This window comes from Curtobacterium oceanosedimentum (assembly GCF_040545555.1).
Lineage (GTDB): Bacteria > Actinomycetota > Actinomycetes > Actinomycetales > Microbacteriaceae > Curtobacterium.
Window position 1 is genome coordinate 72,074 of record NZ_JBEPMD010000007.1, and the last position, 26,887, is coordinate 98,960.

23 protein-coding genes and 5 tRNA genes are annotated in these 26,887 nt (G+C 73.7%); 11 read left to right on the forward strand and 17 right to left on the reverse strand.

Annotated elements, in window-relative coordinates; genetic code table 11:
* Positions 1 to 336 precede the first annotated feature (336 nt).
* The 4 genes from ABIC52_RS09360 to ABIC52_RS09375 all read right to left on the reverse strand — a co-directional run bounded on the left by ABIC52_RS09360 (position 337) and on the right by ABIC52_RS09375 (position 6,119).
* Positions 337 to 3,702 carry an ATP-binding protein gene (locus tag ABIC52_RS09360; protein WP_126892117.1) on the reverse strand — a complete coding sequence of 1,122 codons (3,366 nt, stop codon included), beginning with the start codon at positions 3,700 to 3,702 and terminating at the stop codon, positions 337 to 339.
* A complete protein-coding gene (locus ABIC52_RS09365; protein ID WP_126892116.1) occupies positions 3,699 to 4,460 on the reverse strand; it encodes a DUF4194 domain-containing protein in 762 nt (253 codons plus the stop codon). The genes ABIC52_RS09360 and ABIC52_RS09365 overlap by 4 nt, the downstream gene beginning before the upstream one ends.
* Entirely contained in the window at positions 4,457 to 5,971 is a 1,515-nt protein-coding gene (locus ABIC52_RS09370; RefSeq protein ID WP_126892115.1) for a DUF3375 domain-containing protein, read from the reverse strand. The genes ABIC52_RS09365 and ABIC52_RS09370 overlap by 4 nt, the downstream gene beginning before the upstream one ends.
* A 75-nt stretch (positions 5,972 to 6,046) precedes the next feature.
* Positions 6,047 to 6,119 (reverse strand) — tRNA-Val (locus ABIC52_RS09375).
* A 413-nt stretch (positions 6,120 to 6,532) separates the two neighbouring features.
* On the opposite strand from ABIC52_RS09375, the gene ABIC52_RS09380 reads away from it, so the two are divergent.
* The 9 genes from ABIC52_RS09380 to ABIC52_RS09420 all read left to right on the forward strand — a co-directional run bounded on the left by ABIC52_RS09380 (position 6,533) and on the right by ABIC52_RS09420 (position 11,932).
* Positions 6,533 to 6,604 (forward strand) — tRNA-Gly (locus ABIC52_RS09380).
* Positions 6,605 to 6,686: 82 nt separating this feature from the next.
* Positions 6,687 to 6,760 (forward strand) — tRNA-Cys (locus ABIC52_RS09385).
* 45 nt (positions 6,761 to 6,805) lie between these two features.
* Positions 6,806 to 6,880: transfer RNA gene (locus ABIC52_RS09390), tRNA-Val, on the forward strand.
* 119 nt (positions 6,881 to 6,999) lie between these two features.
* Positions 7,000 to 7,683: an SMI1/KNR4 family protein gene (locus ABIC52_RS09395; RefSeq protein ID WP_209823654.1), complete on the forward strand. Its 684-nt coding sequence runs from the start codon at positions 7,000 to 7,002 to the stop codon at positions 7,681 to 7,683.
* Between the two features lie 234 nt (positions 7,684 to 7,917).
* A complete protein-coding gene (locus tag ABIC52_RS09400) occupies positions 7,918 to 9,900 on the forward strand; it encodes an alpha/beta hydrolase (RefSeq protein ID WP_209823653.1) in 1,983 nt (660 codons plus the stop codon).
* Positions 9,900 to 10,427, forward strand: a complete 528-nt coding sequence (locus ABIC52_RS09405) for a hypothetical protein (protein WP_354027176.1) — start codon at positions 9,900 to 9,902, stop codon at positions 10,425 to 10,427. The genes ABIC52_RS09400 and ABIC52_RS09405 overlap by 1 nt, the downstream gene beginning before the upstream one ends.
* A gap of 35 nt (positions 10,428 to 10,462) precedes the next feature.
* On the forward strand, positions 10,463 to 10,972 hold the full coding sequence (locus tag ABIC52_RS09410; protein WP_354027177.1) for a hypothetical protein: 510 nt from the start codon (positions 10,463 to 10,465) through the stop codon (positions 10,970 to 10,972).
* Between the two features lie 103 nt (positions 10,973 to 11,075).
* The gene (locus ABIC52_RS09415; protein WP_209677079.1) at positions 11,076 to 11,570 is read left to right on the forward strand and encodes a hypothetical protein; all 495 of its coding nucleotides are present in this window, start codon (positions 11,076 to 11,078) and stop codon (positions 11,568 to 11,570) included.
* Positions 11,567 to 11,932 (forward strand): hypothetical protein, encoded by a 366-nt coding sequence (locus ABIC52_RS09420; protein ID WP_126892109.1) that lies wholly within the window; start codon positions 11,567 to 11,569, stop codon positions 11,930 to 11,932. The genes ABIC52_RS09415 and ABIC52_RS09420 overlap by 4 nt, the downstream gene beginning before the upstream one ends.
* 58 nt (positions 11,933 to 11,990) lie before the next feature.
* On the opposite strand, the gene ABIC52_RS09425 is transcribed toward ABIC52_RS09420, so the two are convergent.
* A complete protein-coding gene (locus ABIC52_RS09425) occupies positions 11,991 to 12,197 on the reverse strand; it encodes a hypothetical protein (RefSeq protein ID WP_354027178.1) in 207 nt (68 codons plus the stop codon).
* A gap of 305 nt (positions 12,198 to 12,502) precedes the next feature.
* Here ABIC52_RS09425 and ABIC52_RS09430 point away from each other — a divergent pair.
* Positions 12,503 to 12,574: transfer RNA gene (locus tag ABIC52_RS09430), tRNA-Gly, on the forward strand.
* 62 nt (positions 12,575 to 12,636) lie between these two features.
* Here the strand turns inward: ABIC52_RS09430 and ABIC52_RS09435 are convergent.
* The 5 genes from ABIC52_RS09435 to ABIC52_RS09455 all read right to left on the reverse strand — a co-directional run bounded on the left by ABIC52_RS09435 (position 12,637) and on the right by ABIC52_RS09455 (position 18,075).
* The gene (locus ABIC52_RS09435; protein ID WP_354027179.1) at positions 12,637 to 13,431 is read right to left on the reverse strand and encodes an FAD-binding oxidoreductase; all 795 of its coding nucleotides are present in this window, start codon (positions 13,429 to 13,431) and stop codon (positions 12,637 to 12,639) included.
* On the reverse strand, positions 13,428 to 14,021 hold the full coding sequence (locus tag ABIC52_RS09440) for a molybdopterin-dependent oxidoreductase (protein ID WP_354027180.1): 594 nt from the start codon (positions 14,019 to 14,021) through the stop codon (positions 13,428 to 13,430). Before ABIC52_RS09440 ends, ABIC52_RS09435 begins: the two co-directional genes overlap by 4 nt.
* 192 nt (positions 14,022 to 14,213) lie before the next feature.
* The gene (locus ABIC52_RS09445; protein ID WP_209823649.1) at positions 14,214 to 15,104 is read right to left on the reverse strand and encodes a glycosyltransferase family 2 protein; all 891 of its coding nucleotides are present in this window, start codon (positions 15,102 to 15,104) and stop codon (positions 14,214 to 14,216) included.
* Positions 15,101 to 16,654 (reverse strand): D-glycero-beta-D-manno-heptose 1-phosphate adenylyltransferase, encoded by a 1,554-nt coding sequence (gene rfaE2 / locus ABIC52_RS09450; protein ID WP_354027181.1) that lies wholly within the window; start codon positions 16,652 to 16,654, stop codon positions 15,101 to 15,103. Before rfaE2 ends, ABIC52_RS09445 begins: the two co-directional genes overlap by 4 nt.
* Positions 16,651 to 18,075 (reverse strand): aldehyde dehydrogenase family protein, encoded by a 1,425-nt coding sequence (locus ABIC52_RS09455; protein ID WP_354027182.1) that lies wholly within the window; start codon positions 18,073 to 18,075, stop codon positions 16,651 to 16,653. Before ABIC52_RS09455 ends, rfaE2 begins: the two co-directional genes overlap by 4 nt.
* A 156-nt stretch (positions 18,076 to 18,231) precedes the next feature.
* Here ABIC52_RS09455 and ABIC52_RS09460 point away from each other — a divergent pair, with 156 nt between their 5' ends.
* Positions 18,232 to 19,353, forward strand: a complete 1,122-nt coding sequence (locus ABIC52_RS09460) for a glycosyltransferase family 9 protein (protein WP_126892635.1) — start codon at positions 18,232 to 18,234, stop codon at positions 19,351 to 19,353.
* Between the two features lie 380 nt (positions 19,354 to 19,733).
* On the opposite strand, the gene ABIC52_RS09465 is transcribed toward ABIC52_RS09460, so the two are convergent.
* The 7 genes from ABIC52_RS09465 to ABIC52_RS09495 all read right to left on the reverse strand — a co-directional run bounded on the left by ABIC52_RS09465 (position 19,734) and on the right by ABIC52_RS09495 (position 26,857).
* Positions 19,734 to 20,438 carry an SDR family oxidoreductase gene (locus tag ABIC52_RS09465; protein WP_058727890.1) on the reverse strand — a complete coding sequence of 235 codons (705 nt, stop codon included), beginning with the start codon at positions 20,436 to 20,438 and terminating at the stop codon, positions 19,734 to 19,736.
* 138 nt (positions 20,439 to 20,576) lie between these two features.
* Positions 20,577 to 22,022 carry a PfkB family carbohydrate kinase gene (locus ABIC52_RS09470; protein ID WP_354027183.1) on the reverse strand — a complete coding sequence of 482 codons (1,446 nt, stop codon included), beginning with the start codon at positions 22,020 to 22,022 and terminating at the stop codon, positions 20,577 to 20,579.
* Positions 22,019 to 22,645, reverse strand: a complete 627-nt coding sequence (locus tag ABIC52_RS09475; RefSeq protein ID WP_058727889.1) for a D-sedoheptulose-7-phosphate isomerase — start codon at positions 22,643 to 22,645, stop codon at positions 22,019 to 22,021. The genes ABIC52_RS09470 and ABIC52_RS09475 overlap by 4 nt, the downstream gene beginning before the upstream one ends.
* A complete protein-coding gene (locus ABIC52_RS09480; RefSeq protein WP_209677088.1) occupies positions 22,642 to 24,045 on the reverse strand; it encodes a glycosyltransferase in 1,404 nt (467 codons plus the stop codon). Before ABIC52_RS09480 ends, ABIC52_RS09475 begins: the two co-directional genes overlap by 4 nt.
* A complete protein-coding gene (locus ABIC52_RS09485; protein WP_354027184.1) occupies positions 24,042 to 25,043 on the reverse strand; it encodes a glycosyltransferase in 1,002 nt (333 codons plus the stop codon). The genes ABIC52_RS09480 and ABIC52_RS09485 overlap by 4 nt, the downstream gene beginning before the upstream one ends.
* A gap of 147 nt (positions 25,044 to 25,190) precedes the next feature.
* On the reverse strand, positions 25,191 to 26,309 hold the full coding sequence (locus ABIC52_RS09490) for a glycosyltransferase family 9 protein (protein ID WP_354027185.1): 1,119 nt from the start codon (positions 26,307 to 26,309) through the stop codon (positions 25,191 to 25,193).
* A complete protein-coding gene (locus tag ABIC52_RS09495) occupies positions 26,306 to 26,857 on the reverse strand; it encodes a D-glycero-alpha-D-manno-heptose-1,7-bisphosphate 7-phosphatase (RefSeq protein ID WP_126891590.1) in 552 nt (183 codons plus the stop codon). Before ABIC52_RS09495 ends, ABIC52_RS09490 begins: the two co-directional genes overlap by 4 nt.
* Positions 26,858 to 26,887 lie beyond the last annotated feature (30 nt).

Consider the following 26,887-nt stretch of genomic DNA (forward strand, 5'->3'; position numbering starts at 1 on the left):
GGCAGTCGGCAGGGCGGCGTCGGGCGGGACGGCGGGCCGGACGGGAGGCGCGTGGCGGCGCCGCACCGTGCCTCCCGTCCGGCGAGAGGGCAGGACATGCCGCGCGCGGTGCGTCGAGCGGGCGGTACCTGTCGGCCGTAGGCCCCGACCGTGACGGATCTCGCCCGCTCGCGCCGCCCTCGCCGCGCCCCCGCCCCGGCCCGGCCCGCGCCGGTCGCACGACGTGCCGTCCGCTCCCGTTGCGGTCGCACGACGTGCCGTCGCGTCGAGAGGTGAGCGGCAGGTCGTGCGACCGCAACCGAGCCCCCGCCGACCGACCGCCGGCCGCCACCGGCGTCAGGCGCGGGCGATCTCCGTGATCGACGAGTGGCCCGTCTCGGGGTGCTTCCGCATCGACAGCAGGCGCTCCATCGACGGCTCGAGCGCGGTGACCTTGTCGAGCGGAGCGCTCACCACGAGCTGGAACCCGAGCCGGAGCCACGCCGTCACGGCACGCCCCGCGAACTCCGAGTCCGCCTTGATGAACGCCTCGTCGAGGAACACCGGCGCGAACCGGGGCCGCGGCCGGGTCTCGTCGCCGAGCTGGTAGCGCAGCGCCGCCCCGACGATGAACGCGACGAGCTCCTGCGTCTCGCCACCGGACTTGTCCCCGAGCGACGAGTACACGCCGAGGTCGTTGCCCTCGGTGTCGTACCGCACGGCCGTGATCTCCATGTGCCGTCGGACGTCGAGTACGGCGTCGCGCTGCGTCGTCCGTCCGCGTGCTGCCGCCGGGTCCGGGCGGATGACCGCCATGAACCGGCGGAGCCTCCGGAAGCGGGTCTCGAGCACGTCGTCGGTCAGTTCGGTGTCCACCGACGCCGACAGCGCGCGGAGCTCCCGGCGGAAGGCGGTGACGTCCTCGCGGGTGACCCGGCGGATCTGGATCTTCAGCCGGTCCCGGTTCGCGCCGAACGGCAGCTCCCGGAGGATCTCGTTGACCGGCTCGAGTCGCTCCTCGATCTCGACGACCGCGCGGTCGAAGGCACCGGCGAGCGGCACGAGGTCCTCGCCGCTCCACTGCGACAGGCGACGACGCCACTCGCTGCGGCGTGCGTGCAGGCCGGTTGCGAGGATCTGGTCGAGGATCGCGTGGTAGTCCGGGTACGAGGCCACGCCGGTGCCGAGGTTCGGGTCGGGCCACGCGTCCTGGTACCGCTGGAACGTCAGCGTGAGCGCGGTCGACGCGGCGGCGGCGCCGTCGAGTGCCTGGGCGAGCCGCTCCTCGAGCCGGCGTCGGAGTCGGCGTGCGGCGTCGTCGAAGCCGTCGATGCCGTCCGGGGCGCCGACCTCCTCGAACGTCTCGGCGAGCAGCCGGGACTGCTCGTCGTCCGGCAGCGACTCCGGGGTGTCCTCGAACCGTGCGAGGATCTCGGCCGCCGCGTCCTGCCCGTCGACGAGCACCGCGTGGCGCTCCTCGAGCCGGGTGACGGACAGCCGCGCGGCGGCCCGTCGGTCGGCTGCTTCGTCGAGCGAGCGTCGGAGCCGGGCGACGGACTCGCGCAGGGTCCGCAGTCCGTCGTCGGCGGCGAGCAGCGCCTGGCGTTCGGCGTCGAGGCGGGCCAGCGACTCGTCGAGCCCGGCGACGTCGATGCCGTCCCAGGTGGTGTCGACCACGTGCTGGTGCGCGGCGCGCAGGGCGTCGAGCGTGGCGATGTCCTGCGCGACGTCGGTGCGTCGGGCCTCGAGCGTCGCGAGGTCCTGGGCGATGGCGGCGAGCTCCTGCTCCACCGACGCCATCCGGGCCTCGTTCGTGAAGCCGATGACGTTCGACTGCCGTCGGTCGCCGTGTGCACCACGACGGCCGTCGCGGAGCTGTCCGGACGGGGTCACGCGGCGTCCGCCGCCACCGAGCTCCGTGGCGGAGTCCACGCACCGCGCGTCGATCCGGTCGGACTCGATGCGCTCGCGCACCCAGGTGCTGAACGGGGAGTCCTTGATCGCGAGCTTGCCGGAGACCATCGCCGGGTCGCCGTCGAGGTCGAGGTGGGGGCCCGTCGGGACGCCCTCGAACTGCACCCGGACCGGCAGCTGCAGCGCGTCGATCGCCTCGCTGAACGACGACAGCTGGTCCTCGTCGACGAGCAGCGTGCGGGCGACGGGCGCCAGCACCGACTCGATCGCCGTGCGCCAGTGCTCCTCGGCGGGGAGCACGTCGAGCAGCTCCGCGACGAACGGCAGCGCGTCGGGGGAGATGCCGGCGGCCCGGGCCATCGCGAGCCGCGCCTCGTGCATCGGCAGCGGCATCGCGCCCTGCCGGTGCTCGAGCGACCGGCGCTCCTGGCGCAGGGTCCGCTCGCGGTCGAGGAGCGGGTACTCCTCGCGCGTCAGGGCGTCCCGGCGGTCGTCGAGCTCGCCGCGGGCCGCGGCGTACGACCCGAGGAACGCGTGCGATGCCGCCTGCGCGTCGGTGAAGGTGCGCTCGGAGGAGAGCGCCAGCCCGAGCGCGGTGGTCCGGTCGTCGAAGGTCGCGCGTGCTCGGGCGACCGCGTCGCGCTCGCGGGTCCGACGGTCGATGCGGTCCTCGAGCTGGGCGAGGGCGTTGCCGCCCTGGTCGCGGAGGCGTCCCTCGGCCTCGCGGAGCTCGATCTCGACGGCGGCGTGCCGGGCCTCGGTCGCGGCGACGTCGGCGCGGGCGGCGGTGCGCTCGCGTCCGTTCCGCTCGACCTCGGCGTCGAGGAGTGCACGCTTCCGGGACGCCGTCCAGTGCGCGAAGGGGGAGACCTCGGCGCCGGTGGCGATGCCGTCGAGGGCGTCGGCCGCGGCCTTCGACCGGGCGATCTCGTCGTGCAGCTCGACGATGGGGGAGAGGATGCGGACCTTGCGCTCCTCGGTGTCCATCGCCTCGTACGCCTCGTCGAGCGCGGAGAAGTGCGCGAGGGCGCGGTCGGCCGCCTCGTAGGTGCCCGGGGTCTCGAGCACGAGCGACTTGTACAGCGCGTCGACCGTCGGCAGGTGCTGCCCGGCCTGGATCCGCGCGAGGAGCCGCATCGCCCGGTTGCCGCCGCCGGAGTCGCCGATGCCGAGCCGGGTCTGCAGCGTGTACGCGAGCTCCTGGTAGGTGTCCCGCACGACGAGGCCCGGCACCCGGCCGGTCAGCTCGAGGTGGTGGAAGCGCGACGGCACGAACTCCTCGAGCCGGCGCAGGTCGAACGTGTCGTCGACCGTCGCCATGGTCATCTGGATGTCGCCCACCCCGCGTGCCCGCTTCGGTACGAGGTACGCGCGCAGCACCGTGAAGCGCCGCTCGTCGTCGTTCCGGAAGGTCACCGCGACGGCGCCCCACGTGGTCTGGTCGTCGCCGCGCAGGTTCACGTCGCGCAGCGCTCCCGTCTCCGGGTCGCGGCGGGTGTCGACCTTGCCGCGCAGGTACGTGAGCAGGTTCCGCTGGTCGGCGCTCCGCGCACGCCCGGTGGTCGCGTCGTTCGAGGCGCCGTTGAACGGCACGTCGGACGGCATCATGACCGCCAGGTAGGCGTCCATCAGCGTGGACTTGCCGGTACCGGAGGCGCCGGAGATGAGCGTCGCGGTGCCGGACAGCTCGACCTGGCGGTGTCCGTGGAAGCCGCCCCAGTTGACGACCTGCATCGACTCCGCCCGCCACTGCGCGACGGTGTCGAAGAGCGCCGGCATCCCGCCGGCGTCGATCAGGGTGTCGGTCATGCGTCTGCCTCGCCTTCGTCGTCGGTGTCGGCGGGTCCGGCCGGGAGGCCCGGTGCGGCCCCGGCGAGCGGCGCGCCGTCGTCCGTGGTGGCGTTGCGGAGCCAGCGGTCGAGTTCACGGAGCTGCTCGAGGGGGAGCAGGACCTCGACGACGCTCGCGACGCGGAAACGGTCCGGGTCGGTCGTGCGGATGAGGATGCGCGCGGTCACCAGGCGCTCGACGGCCTTCGCCACGCGGGACTCGTCGCGGGTGCGGTCGGTGGTCGCCGGGAGGAACCCGGACACGTGCCCGAGGATCTCGGAGCGGTCGACGACGACCTGGTCGAGGCCCGGGCGCGTGTCCGCCCGCAGGCGCATGCGCAGGTAGACGAGGACGATCGTCTCCTCGCGGGTGTACGGCACGTCGCGGAGCAGCGTCGGGAAGGAGCGGCGCTGGCTCTCCGAGCGCGCTTGGCGCTTCCAGGCGACCTCGCGGTCGCGGTCGACGTGCAGTTCGAGGAACAGGTCGTTGAGCCGCGACCGGAGCTGGTGCTCACCGTCGGTGATCGCGCGCCACTCGTCGGTGTGGGTGCGCGCGCTCACGTAGGTGTGGCGGAGCAGCGCGACCAGGGCGCGGCGCTGCGGCTCGTCGAGGCGGCCCTCGTCGCCCTCGAAGAGGGCGAAGCTCGAGTCGTCGCGCTCGTCGAGCCGGTCCTGCTCGAGTGGGTCGCTGCCCTCGGGGTCCGTCTCGTCGACGGGAGCCGTCGTGATGTCGCTCACCGTGCCTCCAGGCCGTTGTCGTCGTCGTGCTGGTCGTCCGCCCGTGCGCCGGTCAGGGACGCCGAGGGCATGTGGAAGGTGACCGTCTCGCCGTCCGGACGCACCGTGCGGTGCGGGACCAGGTGCGTGGCGGTCTCGAAGTCGTCGTTGCCCGTGAGGAGGTGCGCGAGCCCGAAGAGCTCGACCGGCCGACGCTGCTCGGGCGGCAGCGCGTGGAAGGCCGAGACGCTGTCCGGGGCGCTGCGGAGCGCGGCGCGGAGCTCGGCGAGCAGCGGACCGCCGTGGCGGCGCAGCGACTCGACGTCGAGGTCCTCGAAGACGTCGTCGTCGGGTTCCTCGATGGGCGGGGGCACGGCCTCGTTGTCGGGGTCGTAGAAGCGCTCGCGCAGGGTGCCGATCTCGGCGGTCGCAGGGAGCAGTCCGAGCGGGACGCGGTCGCGGGCGGACCGCTCGTCGATCCACGCGGCGAGCCCGCGGTTGACCGAACGGAGCACCGCGTCGAGCTCACGGTCGCGGACGACGTCGTGCGCGACGATCTGGTCGCGGAGCGTCGCGGTGAGCTGGCGCCGCTGGGCGAGGACGTCCTCGATGCCCTGGCGCAGGATGCTGACCGTGTTGCGGAAGGCCCGGCGTTCACCCGCTCCGAGGGACTGGGCGAACGGGTGGGCGAGGATCGTGGCGATGTCGTCGCGGAGCCGGAGCAGCAGGGCGTCGTCGCGCAGGAGCTCGAAGGCGCCCTCGAAGGCGCGGCCCTCCGGGGTGGCCTGCATGAGGTCGTCCGTGCGCGCCAGGTAGTCGTCGAGGATCTCGCCGATCGGGCGGACCTCCTGCCGGAAGTCCTCGACGATCGAGCGGTGCATCGTCGCGACCGCCTCCTCGACGCGCTTGAAGTCGCTGGGCAGCTGCCGGATGAGGTCGGCGACGTTCGTGTAGCCGTCGTGCATGCGGGCGTCGTCGACCTCGGTGACCTCGCCCCGGGCGATGCGCTCGCGTTCGGCCTGCAGCTCGGCGATCTGGGCGTCGATGCGCCGCACCTGCACGTCGGGGTCCGGCTCCGCGCTGGCAGCCCAGCGGTGCACGGCGTCGACGATCATCGCCAGGCGGCTCTCGCTGATGAGGGCCCGGTCGGCGCTCAGGGCGTCGACGAGGTTCAGCGCCTCGAGGGCGTGACTCGTCAGCGAGTACTGCTCGTCGCCGTCGGGGGAGTTCGAGCGGACCAGCCACTGCGCCGCCACCCAGTCGCGGCAGAGGGCACGGCCGTTCGGGCGGGCGTCCGACTCGCCCTCACCCTGCTCGCTCGCGGGGACGCGGGCGCCGGTGGACTGCAGTCGCGCGACGTGCTCCTCGACCTGCAGGTGCATGCGGTCGGCCGGGACGTACTGCACGTCGCGGTCGAACACCGTGCGGAAGACCGCGATGACGGCGGCGCTCGTCGGGCGGGACATCAGCCGGAGGGTCGGGCGGTCGAGCACCGCGCGCACGCGGGAGAACTCGAGGTCGACGTCGGTCATGGGTCCTTGCTCGTGGGTCCTTCGTGGGGAACGACAAGAGCCCGACGCTGTTGCGTCGGGCTCTCGGTGGTGGTGTGGGCGATACCAGACTCGAACTGATGACCTCTTCGGTGTGAACGAAGCGCGCTACCAACTGCGCCAATCGCCCCCTGCACTTGCGTGCCAGTCGATAATAGCGGACGTTCGGGGCTGCGCCGAACACGGCGCGTCACCCGGGTGTGGCGCGTGTGGTGCCGGTGCCTGTGCTGGTGCTGGGTTCGTGGCGCCTGGTACCCGTGGTTGCGCATCGTGCTCGTGCGTGCTGGCACCCGGTGGGATCGGGCGTACTCGGTGGGAACGGGTGTGCCTGGCGATCCGCGACGACCAGGTACGCCCTTTCCCACATGGCACTGCGCTCGTCATGGGAAGGATCGGGCGCCCGCGGACCCCCTCGATCCGCATGAACGCGGGGGACACGCCCGGTGAACGAGGGGGATTTTGGCGGATGCTGTCCGGTTCGTATAGAGTTCTTCTCGTCGCCGCGACAGCGGAGAGACAGAAGCGGCCCTCGGGTCGTGGAATGCGGATGTGGCGCAGTGGTAGCGCATCACCTTGCCAAGGTGAGGGTCGCGAGTTCGAATCTCGTCATCCGCTCGAGTGTGGGAGTCTTCGGACGACCACGACTCACCAGAGGGTATCCCACCGTTCGGGTACTCACGGAGACGTGAACCTCGATGGTGGGGTGGCCGAGAGGCTAGGCAGCGGCCTGCAAAGCCGTCCACGCGGGTTCGAATCCCGTCCCCACCTCCAGCAACACCCTCCAAGATCCTGCACGATCCCGGTCAGCAGATCTCTGGGCGATTGGCGCAGCGGTAGCGCGCTTCCCTGACACGGAAGAGGTCACTGGTTCGATCCCAGTATCGCCCACCACTTCAGAACCCCCGCTCCGGCGGGGGTTCTCGTGTTTCCGGGATGCTGCTCCCGCTGCGAGCCGGGCGACGCAAGACGGTTCGGGCACGTCCTGCTGGCGACGTCACTACGGTGGACGGATGGACTCGGACGGACTCTTCCGGCCGGGGAACCAGGACCTCGCACCACACGACGACACGACCGCGGCGCTGCGGGCAGCGTTCGCCCGGCTCGTCGCCCTGGTCCCCGGCGATCTGATGCTGCGCCCGCCCGCGGCGGAAGCAGACCTCGCGGCGGCAGAGGCGCACCTCGGTCGGCGTCTGCCGGTCGACGTCCGAGCGCTCTACCTCCTCCACGACGGACAGCACCAGTACACGCCGCAGGACCCGAGGTTCGCCTGCGGCATCTTCGCCGGGCTGCCGCTGCTGCCACTGCACGACATGCTGGCCGCGTGGGACCAGTGGGACGGCTTCGAAGCGCAGACGGACATGGACGAGTTCGCCTCCTCCAGCCCCAGTGGCTTCGTGCAGCCGAAGTACTCCACCAGGGGATGGATCCCCCTCACCCACGACGGCAGCGGGAACCACATCGGCGTGGACCTCGCCCCCGGACCCGCCGGCACGGTCGGACAGGTCATCACCTTCGGCGCGGACGACGACGAGCACCAGGTGCTCGCCCCCTCGCTCCTGTCGTACCTCGACCAGGTCGGCACGCTCATCGCCTCGGGTGCACTCACTCCGTCGGACGACGAGGACGACCCCGACTGGACCCTGTCCGCGCCGCAGTCGCAGCTGTTCCACCCGAGCGGGACCGCGACGACCTGAGCCGGCACAGCAGGCTGCCGAGGACGACTCGCGACGGGTTCCGGTCCGGTGGGGCTGCCGGGTGTGCGTCCGATGAGTCTCCGTCGCGTCGGGCGTCCGTACCGGAGGCACACACCGCGGTGCGCGCACCTGCGGTGGGTCCGTCCGCGGATCCTGGGCCGTGTCGTGTTCTCGACGGTCCTGCCCGCCCATCCCTGACCGATCTGCGTACAGTGGACGTGCAAGGGGGAGCACATGGGGGACATCCAGTACGACGAGGCGGCGGCCGATGCCGTCGTCAGGGCAGCCGGCGCCGCCGCCGATCGCCTGCGCGGGCAGGGGGCAGCGCGTCGGAGCGCCGCCGAAGCAGCCCTGGACGACTTCCGCGGCGCGTACGCGAAGCGCTTCGAGGAGTCGGTGCAGATCGAGGCCGACGACCGGCCGAAGCTCACGTCCGCGCTCGACGACCTCGTCGACCAGGTGACCGAGGCCTCCGCTGCAGCGGAGCAGGAACGGCAACGCCGCGAGCAGCTCGCGGCGTGGCAGCTCCGGCAGGACGAGCGGGACCGCCAGGTCGCGGCCGATCCGCTCGGGCTGCACGGGAGTCCGTCGCTCGGTGTCTTCGACTTCAAGCCGTCGGAGACCCCGACCGCTCCGCCGACCATCACCGTGGCGTTCTCGGCGCGGGGTCGGACGCGCACCGGTGGCGGGACGGCAGAGGGGACCAGCTCGGCCGTCCCCGGTTCGCTCCGGTCCTTCGCGAGCGACAGCCGCGCCGCAGATCGCGCCGCGGAGGAGAAGCTCACGACGCTGCGGTCCGCCTGGCACCGCTTCACCGGGAGCTGCGGCTGGGTGCGCGTCGCGAACGCGTCGTTCCTGGCCGGCGCGGACCGGCTGCTCGACGAGAACCGCGAGGATGCTGCGTGGCTCGAGCGGATCGCCGACGCCTTCGACCGGGCCGGTGGTTCCGCCGATCTCTCGAACGCGACACTCGACATCGCAGCACCGGCCGACCTGCCTCCGGCGCTGCAGCAGATGCTCGATCCGGACCTGACCGCGGCCGAGGTCGCGGCACTCTGGGCACAGCTCGGATGGTCGTCCTCCCGCAGGCAGGACGTCCGAGCGCTGCCCCTGCCGGTACTCGCTCGCCTCGGCAACCTCGAGGGTGTCGCCTACTGGGCCCGCGACGCGGCGAACCGCACCGTGCTCGACGCCCGGATCACCGAGGCCGAGCAGGAGGTGGAGGCGCTGCAGTCCACGATCGCGTACGACAACGGGACGGCCTGGAGCCGAGCGTCGGAGAACCTCAAGGCGTTGCGGGACATCCGCACCGGTGCGCAGTTCGTTCCCGGGTCGCAGTCGGGTGACCGGTACGTCGTCTCGCTGACCGACGACGTGCCACCACTCGCTGCCGTCGCGATCGGCGACCTGGACACCGCTCGCAACGTGACGTGGGCGGTCCCCGGCATGGGGTCGTCGACCACCGGCATGAACGCGTGGGCGTCCTCGGCGCAGAACATCTACGACCAGCAGCGGGACAGCGTCGACGACGACAGCCCCTTGCAGCAGCACGCCGTCATCGCGTGGATGGGGTACAAGGCCCCGCCCGTCCCCGTCATCTCGGGCAGTCCGGATCCGGGGGTGCTGTTCAACGGGTACGCCGAGCCGGGCGGAGACGCGCTCGCAGCCTCGATCAAGGGGCTGGATGCCGTGCGTGGAGGGGACCTGCCCCGGACGAACGTCGTTGCCCACTCCTACGGATCGACGACGGCAGCGTTCGGTCTGACCCAGGCGGGCGTTCACGTCGACTCGTTCACGACGATCGGTTCAGCGGGCATCCCGAACTCGATCCCACGAGCAGACGACATCCACGCCGATGACGTCTACGCCGGTCAGGCCCGGAACGTGTGGGCGCTCCCGGGCGACGAGAAGGGCGACCAGTGGGCGGGCACCGGTCGGCTCAGCCCCGTGCACGGGATCGACCCCACGTCGCCGAGCTTCGGTGCGTCCGCGTTCGGCGCCGACGGCGTGGAGAAGGACGGGGAGAAGCTGCGCGGCGTCAAGGACCACGGCGTCAGCACCCCCGACGGCGAGGGCTACCTCGACGTGAACACCGAGTCCCTCGCGAACATCGGGTACGCGACGACCGGTCAGCCGGAAGAGATGACCGACTACGTGGCCAAGGGACCGACGGACTTCGAGCGCGACCTGCTCGAACAGATGATGAGAGCACCGTGATGATGAAGCGATCCTCGACGAGAACACGTCGCACCGCCCTGCTCGGTTCGACCACGGCACTCGTCCTGCTCATGCTCACCGCCTGCGGGAGCACCACCACGACACCGAGAGGCTCCGACATGGATCCGTCGACCGCGAAGAAGTCCATCGTCGATCTCGTCGAACGGTCGACGGCTGCCGTGGGGGGCGATTGGAAGGTCTACCGCGGCCCTGCGGTCGAGCCGTGCGGACAGGACGTGGAGGATCGCGTCCGGTACGTCTACATCGTGGAGCGAGAGGGGTCAGCCACCGGGCTGCAGCGCGATGTCGATGCGGTCCGTGCCGTCTGGAAGGACGCGGGTATGGACGTGGTCGACACGGCCACGGCTGGAGGGGACACGCGCGCCGGCATCCGCGGGACCGGCGACCCCGTGACCTCCATCGGGTTCGACGCGAAGCCGGACCGGTACAGCATGTCCGGAGTCAGCGTCTGCGCGTCCGGGAACGCGTCGGAGCTCCGCGACGAGGAGTTCTCGGACCAAGGCTGAGCCGATCGACTCCTCGGACAGATGATGACGGCGCCATGACGACCACCGCACCTCGGCACCGGTCGAGCACCTGGCTCGCGCTTGCAGCGGCCGTCGGCCTCTCGCTCGTCCTCACCAGCTGCGCCGACAGCAGCACGAAGCCGAAGGAGACCACCGTGCGGGCGTCCGAAGCCGAGAAGTCCATCGTCGACCTGGTCGAGCGCTCCTCGGAAGCGATCGGCGGGGAGTGGCGCGTGTCACTCGGGCCGCCGGTGGAGGCGTGCGGCGAGGGCGTCGAGGACCGCGTGCGGTACGTCTACGTCCTGGAGCGCGACGGTTTCCCCGAGAGCGCCGAACGGGACATCCGTGCCGTCACGGAGCTCTGGGAGCAGGACGGCATCGAGGTCTTCGACACGGAGACCGGCGGGGACGAACCACTCCGGGGTGTCCGGGGCAAGGGCGGTCCCACCACGTCCATCGGGTTCGACGCCCACCCCGCGCGCTCCAGCCTTTCCGGTGTCTCGGCGTGCGCGCCGGGGCGCGCAGACGACCCGGCTCGGGGATGAACCACAGCGTGAACGATCGCCGGCACGTGCGGTCGTTGCTCGGACACGGCGCGGTCGTCGGTCGCACGACTCGTGGTGCCGCGCGCGGTCAGGAGGAGGAACGATGAGTCGCCGGTCGAACGCGTGCGTCGCCGTGCTGGTCGCGACCGCAGCGGTCCTGTCAGCCTGCAGCGCCGGCTCCGGCGGAGCGCGTGCGGACGCGTCCGAGGCGAAACGGTCGATCGTCGACGTGGTCGAGCACACCACGGCGTCGATCGGCGGCGAGTGGAGCGTGTACAGCGGTCCTGCGGCGGAGCGCTGCGATCGTGCAGGCGCTGCGCCCGGCGCCCGGTGGAGCTACATCGTCGAACGGGTGGCACCGGCGGGAGTCGATCCGGCCGCGGACGTCGAACGGGTCGAGCAGGCGTGGCAGGAGCAGGGCATCGCGGCCGAGCGCTTCGAGAGCGGATCAGCGGATCCCCTGCTCGGCGTCCGCGGCGCCGGAGGCCCGGTGACGTCCGTCGGCTTCGACGCCTTCCCCCAGCGCTACAGCGTGACCGGGGAGTCGACGTGCTTCGACGGGAGCGTCGACGACCTGCGGGGAACGGGCGAGGGATGACCGACGACCAGCGAACCGACCGGGTGACGGACCGGGACCGACGGGCCTACCGGATCGTCTCCCGCATCGGCTTCGTCGCTGCTCCCGCGATGTTCTTCCTGCCGCTCCTCGTCCCGATGGTCAGCGGGGGGTACCAGTCGTGGGCGGTCGTGTGCATGACGGCGGCGTTCGCGGTGCTCGTCTCGGCGTCCTCGTTCGCCGCCATGGCGAGCACGCCGCCTGACGGGAAGCCCGGGGTGCACCAGCTGTGGGCGATCCCGGTCGCCGTCTTCGCCCTGCTGCCCGGAGCGGTCCTCTCCTCCGGGCTCTACCTGACGATCGTCTCCCTGCTGAGCCAGGCAGCTGCGACAGCGCCGAACTGAGGGAAGACGCCCGCGTGACAGGACACGCCGGCCCGACGGAGGCCGGCAACGGCGCTCGTCAGACCGGACGGTAGATCGCGATCGGGGGAGCGGATGGGTCGCCGTCGTCGTGGGCGTCGCCAGTCGCGAGCCAGGTGCGGCCCTCGTGCTCGATCGTCGTCGGCAGGTCACCGTGCACCAGGATGTGGACCGCGGGGGCGTCCCCGTCGATCAGGTCGACACCGTGTGCCTCGGTGCCACCGGGGTTGTCGTGCACGTAGCTCATGCTCCGAGTGAACCCGGTCGGGCCTGGGAACCCGGGACCGTCCGGCCGCTCGCAGGGTTCGGGTCGCCGCGATCGGCCGGACGGGGGGTGGGTCGCCCCGGTGCTCCGGTCGTGTGGGCCGGGCACCGAGAGATCATCCGGAACCGATGAGGATCCGGATTGGTCGACGACCGCACCGTGCGGTTTCCCGCAATCCCGCAATGCCGCAATCCCGCAATTCCGCGACCGCGCAACGACGGACGACGCGCCCGGCCGCACCCCGGATCACGGGCGCGGGACCGAAACGGGGTAGAGTGTTCCCGTACGCGGATGTGGCGCAGTGGTAGCGCATCACCTTGCCAAGGTGAGGGTCGCGAGTTCGAATCTCGTCATCCGCTCGGAACACGAAGGCCCTGGTCACCGACCAGGGCCTTCGTCGTGCACCAGCCGGCTCACGCCCTCAGGCGCCGCCGAAGCGCTCCGCCCGGACGTCCGACAGGTCGTGCCCGAGCTCGCCGAGCCACCGCAGCACCTGCTCGACGAACGGGGTCGACCCGCAGACGTACACGAGCGCGCCGACGTCGGGCCCGAGCACCGACCCACCGAGACGCTCCCGCGTGAGCCGGCCCACGGGCTCGCCCGATCCCGATGGTGCCCGTCGGCTGTACACGTGCGTGACCTCGAGCGGTGCGGTCGCACGCAGGGCAGCGTCGAGCTCCTCGCGGAAGAAGACGTCCTCCGGGGTACGGGTGGCGTACAGCAGCCGGAACGGTACCGGGTCGTCCGCCTCGGCGTGCGCGGTGACCATCGGGAGCAGGGGGACGATTCCCGACCCGCCAGCGATCAACTGCACGGGCCGGTCGGACGCACCCGGACGCCACACGAACCACCCGCCGAGGGGGCCGTGCACGTCGACCGCGTCGCCGACGTCGATCGCGTCGACGAGGAAGGGCGAGACCTCGCCGCCCTCGACCCGGTCGACGGCCAGCGTGACCCGGGTGCCGGCACCGGCCGAGGCGATCGAGTAGGAGCGGGAGGCCTGGTAGCCGTCCTCGGCGGTGAGCCGCAGGTCGAGGTGCTGGCCGGGGTCGTTGCCGGGCCAGGTCGGCACGTCGAGGACGATGCGACGCGCGTTCGGGGTCTCGGTCGCGACGGAGGCGACGGTGGCGGGGTGCCAGGCCGGCCGTCTGCGGACGGGAGCCGAGCCACCCGGGGCGATCCGCGCCTCCAGGCCGTCGACGGGCGGTGTGCTCACCAGTACCGCTCCTCCTTCCAGGGGTCGCCGTGCATGTTGTAGCCGGCGTTCTCCCAGAAGCCGGGCTCGTCCTCGGCCTGCATGACGATGCCGCGCACCCACTTCGCGCTCTTCCAGAAGTACAGGTGCGGCACGAGCAGGCGGGCCGGGCCGCCGTGCTCGGGGGTCAGGGGCTCGCCGTCCGCCTCGAACGCGATCCAGGACTGCCCCTCGAGGAGCTCGTCGAGCGGCACGTTCGTCGTGTAGCCGCCGAAGCTGTGCACCGTGCAGAAGTCGAGCGAGGTCTCGACGTCCGCGAAGAGCCGGTCGAGCGGGACGCCGCGCCACGGCATGTCGAGCTTCGTCCAGTGGGTGACGCAGTGGATGTCGACGGTGACGTCCTCGACGCCGAGCGCGTGCACCTCGTCCCACGACCAGGTGTGCAGGCCCGACTCGGTCCGGATCGAGAAGCTCCAGTCCTCGGGCGCGATGTCCGGGGTGGCTCCGGCGGAGAGCACCGGCCAGTCGCGGACGACGGTCTGTCCCGGCGGGATGCGCGGGTCGTCGCGGTCGTCGCGGCGGCCGCCGAAGCCTCGGGTGAACGTCGCCATCGTGGTCCTCCTGGTCACTGGTGGTGTGGCCATCCTGCCCTGTGCACCGGCTCGCGGCACAGGGCACGCCCGGTGGGGCCCGCGTCCGGCGGACCGGCCGGGAGGCTCGTGGCGATCCCGCCGGCCGGCCTGCGTCCGTCCCGCGGCCGGTCCGGGTGCGGCGCGGTGCGCTCAGCGGCGGCGCGGTGCGCCTCAGCGGTGGTGCGGTGCCGTCTCGTGGTCGTCGAAGAGCACGTCCGGGGCGTCGACCCGTCGGTCGTTCACGGTGGTCGGGCTCTCGAGGTGCACCGCGCCGGACGGCAGGATGCCCGCACCGCCGAAGCGCTCCATGACCCGCCACTGGGCGACGACGTCCTCGCCGGAGTGCTGCGGGGGCAGGGCGTCCCAGAACCGGAAGCCACCGACCTGTTCGAGCGCGGCGCGGTCGTACACGACGCACGCACCGACCCAGGCGACCCGGTAGGGCACCCACCCGCCGGTCTCGACGTCGAGCTCCGCTGCGACGTGCGCCGGGTTCGCGGCGTTGTGGAGCGAAAGCCGGTCGAAGCCGGCCGTCCCACGGCGCACCACCTCGGGCACGACCGGACCGTCCCACGGCTCGAACACGGCCGTCTCGTGCGGACGGCGGTCCTGCAGGTACGACAGCCCCTGCACGGCGCTCCCGACGAAGCCGCACCCGAGGTCGCGGAGCGCGTCGAGCATCCGGCGGACGGTGCCCGGCTCGAGCCAGACGTCGTCGTCGAGGTAGAGCACCGCAGGGGCGGTGGCGTGGTCGAGGAGGTGCTGCCGGTGCTCCGCCAGGCCACGCCGTTCCGGGTGGGCGAGGAGCGTGACGGGCCGGCCCTGTGCCTCCAGGACGCGCAGCATGGCGGCCACCGCCGGCTCGGCGGCGGCGTCCTGACCCGTGGACTGGTCGCTGAGGACGAGGCGCAGGTCGACGTCGGTCTGCGCCGCCAGCCCGGCGAGCGTGGTGGCGAGTTCGGCGGGCCGCCCGACGGTCGGGACCAGGACGTCGACCTCGGCCGGTCCGCGGTCGTCCGTCAGGGGGCGCGCCCAGGCGCCGGACCAGCGGGCGGCGGTCACGGTGCCGGGTCGGGCTCGACGGCGGGTGCCGGGGAGTCCGCGGCGTCGGTCGCCGGAGCCGTGCCGGCCGCGGCAGCCGCAGCGGCGGTGGCCTCGCGGATGCGTCGCACGACGGCGGTCGTCGAGTGCTCGGGAACGTAGTCGACCATCACGACCTCGCCGCCGTACGCCCGCACGACGCCCGTCTCCTCGAGCATCTCGGGGGAGTAGTCGCCGCCCTTGACGTAGACCTCGGGACGCAGGCGCTCGATGAGCGGGATCGGGGTGTCGGTCGCGAAGACGGTCACCAGGTCGACGCAGGCGAGGGCGGCGAGGACACCGGCGCGGTCCTCGGCGGTGTTGATCGGACGCTCCGGACCCTTCAGCCGTCGGACCGAGTCGTCGTCGTTGAGGGCGACGACGAGCAGGTCACCGAGCTCGCGGGCCTGCCGCAGGTAGGTGGTGTGCCCGCGGTGCACGACGTCGAAGCAGCCGTTCGTGAACACGACCCGGCGGCCGGCGGCGCGGGCGGACTCGACGGCCAGCGCGAGGTCGTCGTGGTCGACGACGGTCGCGGCGGGCGCCGTGACCGACTCGATCAGCGCGGCGGCGGTGCAGACCGACGTACCGGCCTCGCGGACCACGACGTCGGCCGCTGCCTGGGCGACGGTGATCGCGTCGCGGAGCGGGGCGCGGACGGCGAGGGCGACCGTGGCCGCGGCGCAGAACGTGTCGCCCGCACCCGAGGCCTGCTGCTCGGAGGCGGGGGTGGCGCGGGTGCGGAAGGCCTGGTCGGCGTCGGACTCGAGCAGGACGGTCCCGTCGCGGTCGAGGGTGACGACGGCCGCACGGGCGCCGCTGCACGCGAGGACCTCGAGGCGGGCGTCCACCACGACCGGTACCCGGGCGGAGCCGGTGCCGAGGTCACGCCCGAGCAGCCCGGCGGTCTCGCCGGCGTTCGGCGTGACGAGGTCCGGGTGCAGGTCGGCCCAGCGGGTGAGGTCGTGGGCGTCGACCACCACGGCGCCGGGCCGGTCGCGGTCGAGCACGGGGACGACGTCCTCGGGCTGCACGCCGAGACCGTAGTCGCACACGACGGCGGCGTCGGCGGAGCGGACCGCGCGGGCGACCGCCTCGCCGAGCCGGGCTCCTGCGCGGGCGTCCGGCACGGCGGCGATCTCGTCGACGCGGACGACCACGCGGTCGCCGCCGACCACCCGCGACTTCGTCGTGGTGCGCGCACCCTCGACCTCGACCAGGTACGTCGTGTCCACGCCGGCGGACTCGAGCCGCTCGCGGAGCACGCGGCCCGACTCGTCGTCGCCGATCAGGCCGACCATGCGGACGCGGGCACCGAGGGCGCGGGCGTTCACCGCGGTGTTCGCCGCACCGCCCGGCACGGCGACGGTCTCGGTCACGCGGACGACCGGAGCGGGCGCCTCACGGGAGACGCGCTCGGCCTCGCCCACCGTCCAGCGGTCGAGGATGCAGTCGCCGACGACGACGACGAGGGGTTCGCGGTCGTCGACCGAGGCGACCAGGTCGCGGACGAGACGGACGTCGGCGGTCATCGGGTTCCTCCGGTGGTGGTGCGGGCGGGAGCGGCTTCGAGGTGGACGACGGTGGTGGTCGTCATCTCGTCGAGCAGGTGCGGGCCGTAGCCGAAGCCGGCGCCCGACGCCCCGCGGGGCTGGGCGCTGCCGCCCGGCGCGCCGCCGAACACGGCGTTCACCTTCACGGTGCCGACGGGCAGCTCGGCAGCGGCACGGAGTGCGTGGCCCGTGTCGCCGGTGAGCACCGTCGCGGCGAGGCCGTACCGGTCGGCCGCTGCGAGACGCAGCCCCTCGTCGAACGACTCGACGACCCGGACCGGTGCGATCGGACCGAAGGTCTCCTCGGTCACCACGAGCATGTCGTCCGTGCAGTCGGTCAGGACGGTGGCCGGGTAGAACGTGCCGACGCCTCCGGGGGTCGTGCCGCCCGTCCGGACCACGGCGCCGCGCTGCACGGCGTCGTCGACGTGCGCCTGCACCGTGCTGCGGAGCCGGTCGTCGACGAGCGGTCCGAACTCGGCGGCGGACGACGCCGTCCGGCGCTCGGCCTCGGCGACGAGCGCGGCGGTGAACTCCTCGGCGACGTCGCGGTGCACGTAGACCCGCTCGACGCTCGTGCAGATCTGGCCCGTGTTGGCGAAGGCGCCGAGTGCCACCTGCGCGGCGGCCCAGGTCGGGTCGACGTCGGCGTCGACGACGACCGCGTCGTTGCCGCCGTTCTCGCGGATGACGTGTGCGCGCGTCCCTGCGGCGACCTCCGAGAGGCGGTCGCCGGTGGCGGTGGAGCCGACGTGGGCGTAGACGTCGATGCCGTCCTGCTCGAGCAGCGCCTCACCGGTCGCGGCGTCGCCGTCGACGCCGACCAGGACACCCTCCGGCAGGACCTCGGCGAGCAGCGCGTTCAGGCGGGCGATCGTGCCGGGGCACCGCTCGCTGCCCTTGTGCACGACGGTGTTGCCGGTGACGATCGCGGCACCCAGGATGCCGAGGGCGACGGCCACCGGGTCGTTCCACGGCGTCAGGGCGAGCACGACGCCACGGGGGTGGGGGACCGACCAGTCCGCGGCGCCGAACTGCCCGCGGAGTGCCTCGCCACGGTGGACCGGGCCGAGCTCGGCGTACTGCACCAAGGTCCCGATGCCGGCCTGCACCCCGCCCATCGCGTCGCCGGGCACCTTGCCGGTCTCGCGGGTGTTCAGGTCGGCGAGCTCCTGGGCGTGCTCGCGGAGGTGTGCTGCTGCGGCGTGCAGGAGGGCTCCGCGTTCCGCCGGTGCGGTGCGCGCCCACCCGGGAGCGGCCGCCCGTGCGCGCGCGACCGCGTTCACGACGTCCTCGCGCGTGGAGCGCGGTGTCGTCGTGGCGATCGACCCGTCGACGGGGTCGGTGACGACCAGGTGGTCGGTGTCGGTCGCGGTCGCTGACGGGGTGGCGATGCTCATGGTGTCCTTCCGGAGACGGGCGTACCGGTCCACGCTGCCCGGGGGCACCTGTGCGGGGCTCCGGTTTCGCGTCCTCGGTCCGCGGAGCGCACTGCGGGGCGCGTCGCCCGGTCCGGCCCGGCAGTCCTCACGGCTCGGAACGGGTAGACGGGTCTGGTGCAACTGATCGGCAACGGTGGAGACCGCTTCGACGACGTCCGGGAGATCGCGGTGCTCCGCGGCGGTGGCTTGGGAGACCTGATGTTCGCGGTCCCCGCCCTCGACGCGCTCCACGCCGCGTACCCCGACGCCCGCATCACGCTGCTCGGCAGCCCCTCCGCCGCCGCGCTGCTGCGGGGTCGGACGGATGCCGTGCACGCCTTCGAGGAGCTCCCGGTCGTCCCCGGCGTGCGCGACGCCGGCGACGGGGCCCCCACGCTCGAGGACTTCGAGTCGCGGCTGCGCGGCCGGTTCGACCTCGCCGTCCAGCTGCACGGTGGCGGTCGGAACTCGAACCCGTTCCTGCTCCGCCTCGCCGCGCCGCACACCGTCGGCACCGCCACCGAGGACGCCGAGGTGCTCGAGCGCTGGGTCCGCTACGTCTACTACCAGCACGAGGTGCTCCGCGGGCTCGAGGTCGTGTCCCTGGCCGGTGCCGCGCCCGTCACCCTCGACCCACGGGTGGACGTCACCGAGGAGGAGCGGCAGGCCGTGCGCGACCGGCTCGACGTGCGCGGGCACCTCGTCGCGGTGCACCCGGGCGCGACCGATCCACGTCGGCGCTGGAGCCCCGAGCGGTTCGCGGCCGTGGTGTCCGCGCGGCTCGACGCCGGCGACGACGTCGTGCTCGTCGGCGACGCGACCGACGTGCCTGCCGCGCAGGCGATCCGCGGGGCGGTCCCGGTGGCGCTGCAGGACCGACTGCACGACCTGACCGACGCCCTGCCGCTCACCGAGCTCCCCGCGGTGCTCGCCGCTGCCGACGTCATGGTCGGCGACGACTCCGGCCCGCGACACCTCGCCGTCGCGGTCGGCACGCCCACGGTCGGCGTGTTCTGGTTCGGCAACGTCGTGAACGCGGGCCCGATCGACCGCGGACGGCACCGGGTGCACATGTCCTTCGTGACGCGCTGCCCGGTGTGCGGCGTCGACGTCACGCAGGTCGGGTGGACCGCGGAGCGCTGCGAGCACGACCCGTCCTACGTCGACGAGGTGCAGCCCGAGGCCGTGCTCGCCGACGTCGAGGACCTGCTCGCCACGGTGCGGCCTCGGGAGCGCGCAGCCGAACCGGTCGCCTGAGCCGGCGCTGGGGTGCGCCCGGAAGTCGGCTCCGGCCCCGCCGCGATCCGCGCGAGCGGGCCGGACTTGCCACGCGCGTTGCGTCGTGCGGGCGGGATCCGTCGTCGGGTGGTGCCGAGCGTGACAGATCGGGCCCGCTCGGCAGGGCGGGAGCGAGCGGACGCGAACGAGTCCGGGCAGACGGGGACGACCCCGACCGGGCAGGACATGCCGTAGGCGTGCCGTCGTGCGGGCGCAATCCGTCGTCGGGCGTTGCCGAGCGTGACAGATCTGGCCCGCTCGGCGGACGGAGGCGACCGACGGAGCGGGCCGGCCACGGACGCGACGGGAGGCGCGGTGCCGTGCGGCACCGCGCCTCCCGTCGCGTCGTAAGCGGGTGCCTACGGCCAGCTGGGCTCCGTCGCCGGCATGATCGACAGCTCGCGGATCTCGCACCCGGCGGGCTGCGACAGCGCGAACAGGATCGAGTTCGCCACGTACTCCGGCTCGATGAGCTGCGCGTCCGGACCCGGCTTGTACTGCTCGGTCCGGCCCTCGAAGAACGCGGTGCGCATGCCCGCGGGGATGATGTTCGTCACGCCGATGCGTCCGGCGGTCTCGGCGGCCAGCGCCTGCGAGAAGCCACGCACGCCGAACTTCGACGCCGAGTAGGCCGTGCCGTCGCCGACGCCCTTCAGCGCGAGCGACGACGAGATCGTCACGACGCGACCGTGCGTCGCCTCGAGGGCGGGGAGCGCCGCGCGCACGACGGCGGCGGTGCCGAGCAGGTTCACGCCGACGATGCGCTCCCAGTCGCCGGAGGAGATCCCGCCGATCGGGGCGGGCTTGTCGATGCCCGCGGCGGTCACGACGGCGTCGAGGCCACCGTGGCGCTCGGCTGCCTCGCGGACGGCGCGCTCGGTCGCCTCGGTGTCCGTGACGTCCACGGCGACGGCGTCGGTGCCCTCCGGCACGCCGTCGACGCGCAGGTCGAGGACGATCGGGGTGCCGCCGGCCTCGGCGACCGCGGCGACGACCGCCGCGCCGAGACCCGAGGCGCCGCCGGTGACGAGGACGCGGCCGATGGGGGTGGTGGGGACGGGCATGGACTTCCTTCCGGGAGTGGCGTGGTGCCGGTCCGCCGGCGGTGCCGACGGGACGTGTGTGGTGACCGGTGCCGGACGGGAGGCGCGTGGCGGCGGTGCGCCGCGCCTCCCGTCCGTCACGTGGTCGGGTCGCTCGGGTCAGCCGACCGCGGCGAGTGCGGCGGCGAGCCGTGTGGTGGACCGACCGGGGTGGAACGGGACGGTGACGACCCGGCCGCCCCACTCGGCGAGCGTGGCCGCCTCGGGGAGCTCGCTGGCCGCGTAGTCGCCGCCCTTCGCCCAGACGTCCGGGTGGAAGCGGCGGAGCGCCTCGTCCGGGGTGTGCTCGTCGAAGACGACCACCGCGTCGACGCAGTCGAGTGCAAGCAGCAGCTCGACCCGGTCGTCCTGCGTCATGATCGGTCGCTCCGGGCCCTTCAGGGCGCGGACCGAGTCGTCCGAGTTGAGGCAGACGACCAGGCAGTCGCCGAGCGCCCGGGCCGCGGAGAGCGTGCGGGCGTGCCCGGCGTGCAGCAGGTCGAAGCAGCCACCGGTCGCGACGACCGTCCCGCCGGCGCTCCGGACCTCGTGCACGACGCGCAGCGCGTCGCGGTCGACACCGGGGACGGGCACCGGTGCGGGACCGTCGTCGGCGAAGAGCGCCGTCACCCCGCCGGCCGCCAGGTACTCGGAGGCGGCGAGCACGCCGGCGGCGACGGCGTCGGTGACGTCCGCACCCTCGGCGAGGGCGATCGCGACGCCCGCGGCGAGCCGGTCGCCGGCGCCGCAGGGGTCGCCGGCGGTCACGGACGGGGCCGGGACGAAGCGGCTGTCGAGCGCACCCGGGCCGGTCCCGTCGCCGCTGCGGCGGGAGGCGACGAGGGCACCGCGGTCGCCCATCGTGACGGCGACCGCGGCGACGTCCCAGGTGCGGACGAGTTCGGCGGCGGCGTCGGTGGCGAAGGGGACGCCCTCGCCGGACAGGTCGGTGAAGCGTCGGGCCTCGCTGGTGTTCGGCGTGACGACGGCGGTGCCGGCGACGGGGGAGGCGCCCTTCGGGTGCGGGTCCCAGACCACCGGCGTGGTGCGGGCCACGGTGGCCAGGGCGTCGCGCAGCCCCTCGGACGCTGCGACACCGCGGCCGTAGTCGGCCACGACGATCGCGTCGGCACCCTCGAGCGCGGCGGTCATCTCGGGCGTGGTCCCGGGGACGGGTGGGGTGGCGCACCCCTCGTCGATCCGGACGAGCGCGTGGTCGACCACGCGGACGCGGGTCTTGACCGGGGTCGGGGCTCCGGAGGGGCCGGCGACCACCCGGACGTCGGGCAGCAGGGCGCGGATCTCGTCGGCGCGGTCGTCGTCGCTGAGCACGGTGACGAGCGTCACGTCGTGGCCGTCCCGCACGAGCATCGACGCGACCAGGCCGGCACCACCGGCGCGGCGGTCGTCGGTGCGGACGTCGACGACGGGCACCGGGGCGTCCGGGCTGAGCCGCTCGCTGGTGCCCGAGACGTCGACGTCGAGCAGGGTGTCGCCGACCACGACGATGCGGCGCCGGGTGCCGTCGGCGTGCGCCTGACCGGCGGTGCTGTCGTGTGCGGTCACCGGCGGCCACCGCGGCGCAGTGCCGGCTCCATCGCACGGCACAGGGCGTGCACGAGGACGAGCTGCGCCTCCTGCACGTTGGCCGACGGGCCCTCGATGCGGATCGCGTCGTCGACGGCGTCGGCGAGCGGGTTCGGGCCGGGACCGGTCATCGCGATCGAGCGGGCACCGACGGCCCGCGCGGCCTCGGCGGCGCGGAGCAGGTTCGGGCTCTTGCCGCTCGTGCTGAGGAGCACGACGACGTCACCGGCGCGGGCGTGCGCCGTGACCTGGCGGGCGAAGACCTGGTCGTAGCCGTAGTCGTTGCCGATCGCGGTGACGGCGGAGCTCTCGGCGTGCAGGGAGATCGCCGAGTACGCCGGGCGGTCCCCGTCGAAGCGGCCGGTGAGCTCGGAGGTCAGGTGCTGCGCCTCCGCGGCCGACCCGCCGTTGCCCGCGGCGAGCAGCCGACGGCCGGCGACGAGCCGCGCGGCGATGTCGTCCGCCCACGCGGCGATGTGGTCCTTGTGGTCGACGAGCGACGCGATCACGGGCACCGAGGCGGCGATGTGGTCGACGACGGTCCGGACGCTGGCGCTCCCGGTCTCCGGCTCGCGGGTGCCGGTCTGCTGCTCGATGGTCATCGTGCGGTCCTCTCCGTCTGGTGCGGCAGCACCGCGGGCGTCGGGCGGGCGGTCCGTCCGGCGCGTCCGGGACGGGCGCCCGGGGTGGTCGTGGCGGGGGTGATCGTGACGGGCTCGTTCGACCCGGGTGCGGTGTCGGTGCCGGTCGCGGCCACGGGCGCGGCGAGGCCGTTCGCGGCACCGGCGACGAGCCGCTCGTAGACGCGCTCGCTCTCGGCGGCGACCTTGTGCCAGGTGTACCGGGCCTCGGCGCGTTCGCGTCCGGCGCGTCCGTAGGCGTCGCGGCGCTGGGGGTCGTCGAGGATCGCGCCGACGGCGGCGGCCACGGCGTCCTCGTCGCGGGGCGGGACGTGCAGGCCGGTGGCGTCCTCCACGACGGTGTCGATCAGGCCACCGACGCTCGACGCGACGACGGGGCGGCCGCACGCCATGGCCTCGAGCGGCACGATCCCGAAGGGCTCGTACCAGGGGGCGCAGACGACGACGTCGGCGCTGCGGTAGACGGCGGGCATGTCGTGCTGCCCGAGCTGGCCGCGGAAGGTCACGTGCTCCCGGACGCCGAGGGACCGGGCGAGGGCGTCGAGGCGCTGGTACTCCGGGTCGTCGGCCAGGTCGGCCCCGGCGGTGCCGGCACCGCCGACGACGACGAGCTCGGCCTCTCGGCCCTCGTCCAGCAGCTTCGCGAGGGCGGCGATGGTCGTGCCGACGCCCTTCCGGCGCACCAGGCGGGACGCGGTCAGGACCCGGTGGGGGCGTCCGCGCTCCTCGACGGGGCCGTCCGGCCGGAAGAGCTCGGTGTCGACCCCGCACGGCACCACGGAGATGGCGTGCAGCGGCACGCCGAGCGCCTTGAGCTCGAAGGCCTCGTCGGAGCACGTCGCGACGACCTGGTCGACGCTCCGGCCGACGGCGGGCTCGATCCACTCGCGCTCGGCGGGGCTCGTGTCGGCGGTGCCCTGGTGGCGACGCTTGACGACGCCCAGCGCGTGGAAGGTCTGCACGACGGGGATCCGGACACCGCCGGTCCGGGCGTGGACCTGCTTGACGGCCTCGAGCGCGGCGTGCCCGGACATCCAGAAGTGCCCGTGCACCACGTCGGGACGGTCGACGAACCACTCCGCCGCGAGCACCGACGCGAACGTGTCCATGAACGGGAAGAGGTCGTCCTTCGGCACGTGCCGGGCGGGACCGGCGTCGACGTGCACGACCTCGACGCCGGGGCGCAGGAGCACGCGGACGGGCTGGTCGGCGTCGTCGCGCCGCGTGTACACGGTCACCTGGTGGCCGCGGTCCGCCAGGGCTCCGGAGAGCTCGGCGACGTGCACGTTCTGTCCACCGGCGTCGACTCCGCCGAGCACCGCGAGCGGGCTCGCGTGCTCGGACACCATCGCGATCTTCATCGGAGGCTCCCTTCCAGTGCGGCGTCCGCCGCGCGTCCGCGTCGCGCACCACGCGCGACGGCGTCGTCGAGGAGGTCGTCCCAGTCCGCCAGGTACCGGCCGAGCGCGTGCCGCGCAAGCGCGGCCTCACGGGCGACGGCACCGCGGCGGCGGGCCTCCTCGGGGTCCTCCAGGAGCGTCCTGGAGGCACGGACCAGGTCGTCGACGTCGGTCGCGATCGCGCCGGCCTCGGCGGGCACGGTCCGCGGTGCGTCGGTCGTCGCGAGCACGAGGACCGGCATCGCCATGTGCATCGCCTCGATCAGCGACAGGCCGAGCGACGTCCACCGGTTCGGGTGCACGTAGGCGCGCCGCTGTGCGAGCGCGGCGTGCATCGGGTCGGCGGGCACGTCGCCGAGGGCGACGACACGGTCACCGAACCCGAGTTCGGGCAGGCGGTCGGTGCCCATGCCCCAGAGGTCGACGGGCGCGACCTCGGCGAAGCGGGGGAGCAGGTCGGTGCCGACCACGCGGCCGCGACGGACCGGCTCGTTGATCACGACGCCGAAGCGCTCGAGCTCGCCGGTGTACAGCGGCCCCGGGTCGACGACACCGTGCTCGACCACCGTGGTGCGGGTCGTGCCGCAGTCCCACATCAGGGCGTTCCAGTGCGTCACGTGCGCGATCACCAGGTCGCCGCGGTCCCGCATCGGGTGCAGGCTGCTCGGGACGTCGACCCGCGGGGCGTTGTGCTCGACGAAGACCGTCGGCACCTGGCGTCCGCCGAGCAGGCGCCTGGCCTCCTCGAGCTCCTCGGTGCGCTGCAGGACGACCACGTCGACCTCGGCGGCGGCGATGTCCGCCGGGTCGATCTCGATCGCGTTCGTCGGCCAGTCCCGCCCGCCGCGTCCGAGCCCCCAGCCGTCGCGGGCCGGGGTGGTCGGGATGAGGTACTCGTGGGGGCCGCGGACGAAGGCGTCCATCCAGCCGCCGTGCACGTGCCACACGAGGATCCGCATGCAGGGCCTTTCGACGGGTCGGTGCCCCTCCGGACAGCTGCTCCGTCGACGCTCGCGCGCGCTGCGCGGGTGCCGGGAAGAGGAGCAGGAGGAGCAGTGGCGCACGCTACGGGAGCACCGCTGGTGCTCCTCGCAGCTTCTCCGGCTTCATCCGCGGAGCGCAGTGCCGCGCCCGACGGGTCCGGACCCGTCCCCGCCTGCCAGCAGGCGTCCGTGTGCTGCGAGGACGTCCTTCACGCGCACTCCGGACAGGCACGGGTGCCCCGGGACCGGGCACTCGCGCGCCCGGCTCAGGCGGCAGGCGGCGGACTGGTCGCCGAGCAGCTCGACCTGCGGCGTGTAGGGCGCCCACTTCACGGCGGGCACGACGGGGGAGAACAGGCTCACGATCCTCGCGCCCACCGCGGCAGCGAGGTGCGCCGGGCCGGTGTTCCCGACGACGACGACCTCGGCACCGGCGAGCACCGCGGCGAGCTCTGCGGGCGACGTCCGACCGCCGAGGTCGACCGCGGTGTCGCCCGCGACGGCCGCGGTGAGGTCCCGCTCGCCCGGGCTGCCCGTGACGACCACCGGGACCCCGCGCTCGGCGTACGCGGCGACGAGGGCGCGGTGGTGTCCCTCCGGCCAGGAGCGTGCGGGGACGCTCGCGCCGGGGTGGACGACGACGTAGCGGTCCAGGGCGGCCACCTCGGGCGGTGCGACGGCGTCGTGCCGCACCACGAGCCTCCCGTCGTCCCCCGGCGGCAGGGCGAACCCGGCGGCCTCGGCGATGCGGAGGGCACGCTCGGGCTCGGGGAGGCCCTCGGGCAGGTCCTCCCCGGGCCGGAGTCGGACGTCGAGCAGCGACCCGGGGTGGTCGACCGACGCGCCGGAGACCCGGGGCACGCCCGCGAGCCGGAGCAGCAGGGCGACCGGCAGGGGCGACTGGTGGAACGAGGTGAGGACGACGGCCTCGTCGGGCTGCTCCTCGGTGACCAGCGCGCGGAACTCGCCGAGCAGTGCGTCGTCGATCGGTCGGGCGGTCTCGGTGACCCACGGTGCCGCCCAGACGCGCACCCGGTCGACCCCGGGCAGCAGTTCGGCTGCCGGCGACCCCTGCGGACCGCAGAGCATCGTGACGTGCGAGGCGCCGGCGGCGACGGCGCGGACGGCGGGCCCGGCGACCAGGACGTCGCCGAACGAGTCGAGCCGGACGACCAGGACACGCGGGCCGCTGCGCGCGCTGCCCGACGTCGGCACGGCACGCGTGTGCTCGGGACGGCTCACGCGAGCGCTGCCGGGACGCGGGCCAGCACCAGGGACACGGCGTCGTCGAGGGAGGTCGCGACGGTCCCGGCCTCGTCCACCTCCGCGGTGCGCGTCCGCGGGGTCGGCACCAGGATCCCCTGCGCACCCGCGGCGGCGGCGGCCCCGACGTCGGCACCGATGTCCCCGACGACGACGACCTCCGACGGGTCGAGCCCGAGCCGACGGGCCGCGTCGAGCACCATGCCCGGACGCGGCTTGCGGCAGGCGCACCCGTCGCCGGCGTCGTGCGGGCAGACACACCAGACGTCGAACGGGCCGACCAGTTCGTCCACCCGGGCGTTCGTCGCGTCGACCTGCTCGCGGGTCGCCAGGCCCTTCGCGATCGCCGACTGGTTCGTCACGACCCCGACGCGCAGGCCGGCGGCACGGGCACGCTCCACCGCCCGGTGCGCACCGGGCACGGGGACGACCTTGTGCGGGTCGGCGTTGTACGGGACGTCGATGACGAGGGTGTCGTCACGATCGAAGAGCAGACCGCGGACGACACGGTCCTTCGCGAGAGCCATGCTCCTTGGTACCGTCCGCCGGCCGGGAAC

Excerpts from the sequence above, each read along its gene's own strand:
- ABIC52_RS09360 (WP_126892117.1), bottom strand. The coding sequence starts at position 3,702 with ATGACCGACACCCTGATCGACGCCGGCGGGATGCCGGCGCTCTTCGAC.
- ABIC52_RS09370 (WP_126892115.1), bottom strand. The coding sequence starts at position 5,971 with ATGACCGACGTCGACCTCGAGTTCTCCCGCGTGCGCGCGGTGCTCGAC.
- ABIC52_RS09395 (WP_209823654.1), top strand. The coding sequence starts at position 7,000 with ATGGACTCGGACGGACTCTTCCGGCCGGGGAACCAGGACCTCGCACCA.
- ABIC52_RS09400 (WP_209823653.1), top strand. The coding sequence starts at position 7,918 with ATGGGGGACATCCAGTACGACGAGGCGGCGGCCGATGCCGTCGTCAGG.
- ABIC52_RS09405 (WP_354027176.1), top strand. The coding sequence starts at position 9,900 with ATGATGAAGCGATCCTCGACGAGAACACGTCGCACCGCCCTGCTCGGT.
- ABIC52_RS09410 (WP_354027177.1), top strand. The coding sequence starts at position 10,463 with ATGACGACCACCGCACCTCGGCACCGGTCGAGCACCTGGCTCGCGCTT.
- ABIC52_RS09415 (WP_209677079.1), top strand. The coding sequence starts at position 11,076 with ATGAGTCGCCGGTCGAACGCGTGCGTCGCCGTGCTGGTCGCGACCGCA.
- ABIC52_RS09420 (WP_126892109.1), top strand. The coding sequence starts at position 11,567 with ATGACCGACGACCAGCGAACCGACCGGGTGACGGACCGGGACCGACGG.
- ABIC52_RS09425 (WP_354027178.1), bottom strand. The coding sequence starts at position 12,197 with ATGAGCTACGTGCACGACAACCCCGGTGGCACCGAGGCACACGGTGTC.
- ABIC52_RS09440 (WP_354027180.1), bottom strand. The coding sequence starts at position 14,021 with ATGGCGACGTTCACCCGAGGCTTCGGCGGCCGCCGCGACGACCGCGAC.
- rfaE2 (WP_354027181.1), bottom strand. The coding sequence starts at position 16,654 with ATGACCGCCGACGTCCGTCTCGTCCGCGACCTGGTCGCCTCGGTCGAC.
- ABIC52_RS09455 (WP_354027182.1), bottom strand. The coding sequence starts at position 18,075 with ATGAGCATCGCCACCCCGTCAGCGACCGCGACCGACACCGACCACCTG.
- ABIC52_RS09465 (WP_058727890.1), bottom strand. The coding sequence starts at position 20,438 with ATGCCCGTCCCCACCACCCCCATCGGCCGCGTCCTCGTCACCGGCGGC.
- ABIC52_RS09475 (WP_058727889.1), bottom strand. The coding sequence starts at position 22,645 with ATGACCATCGAGCAGCAGACCGGCACCCGCGAGCCGGAGACCGGGAGC.
- ABIC52_RS09480 (WP_209677088.1), bottom strand. The coding sequence starts at position 24,045 with ATGAAGATCGCGATGGTGTCCGAGCACGCGAGCCCGCTCGCGGTGCTC.
- ABIC52_RS09485 (WP_354027184.1), bottom strand. The coding sequence starts at position 25,043 with ATGCGGATCCTCGTGTGGCACGTGCACGGCGGCTGGATGGACGCCTTC.
- ABIC52_RS09495 (WP_126891590.1), bottom strand. The coding sequence starts at position 26,857 with ATGGCTCTCGCGAAGGACCGTGTCGTCCGCGGTCTGCTCTTCGATCGT.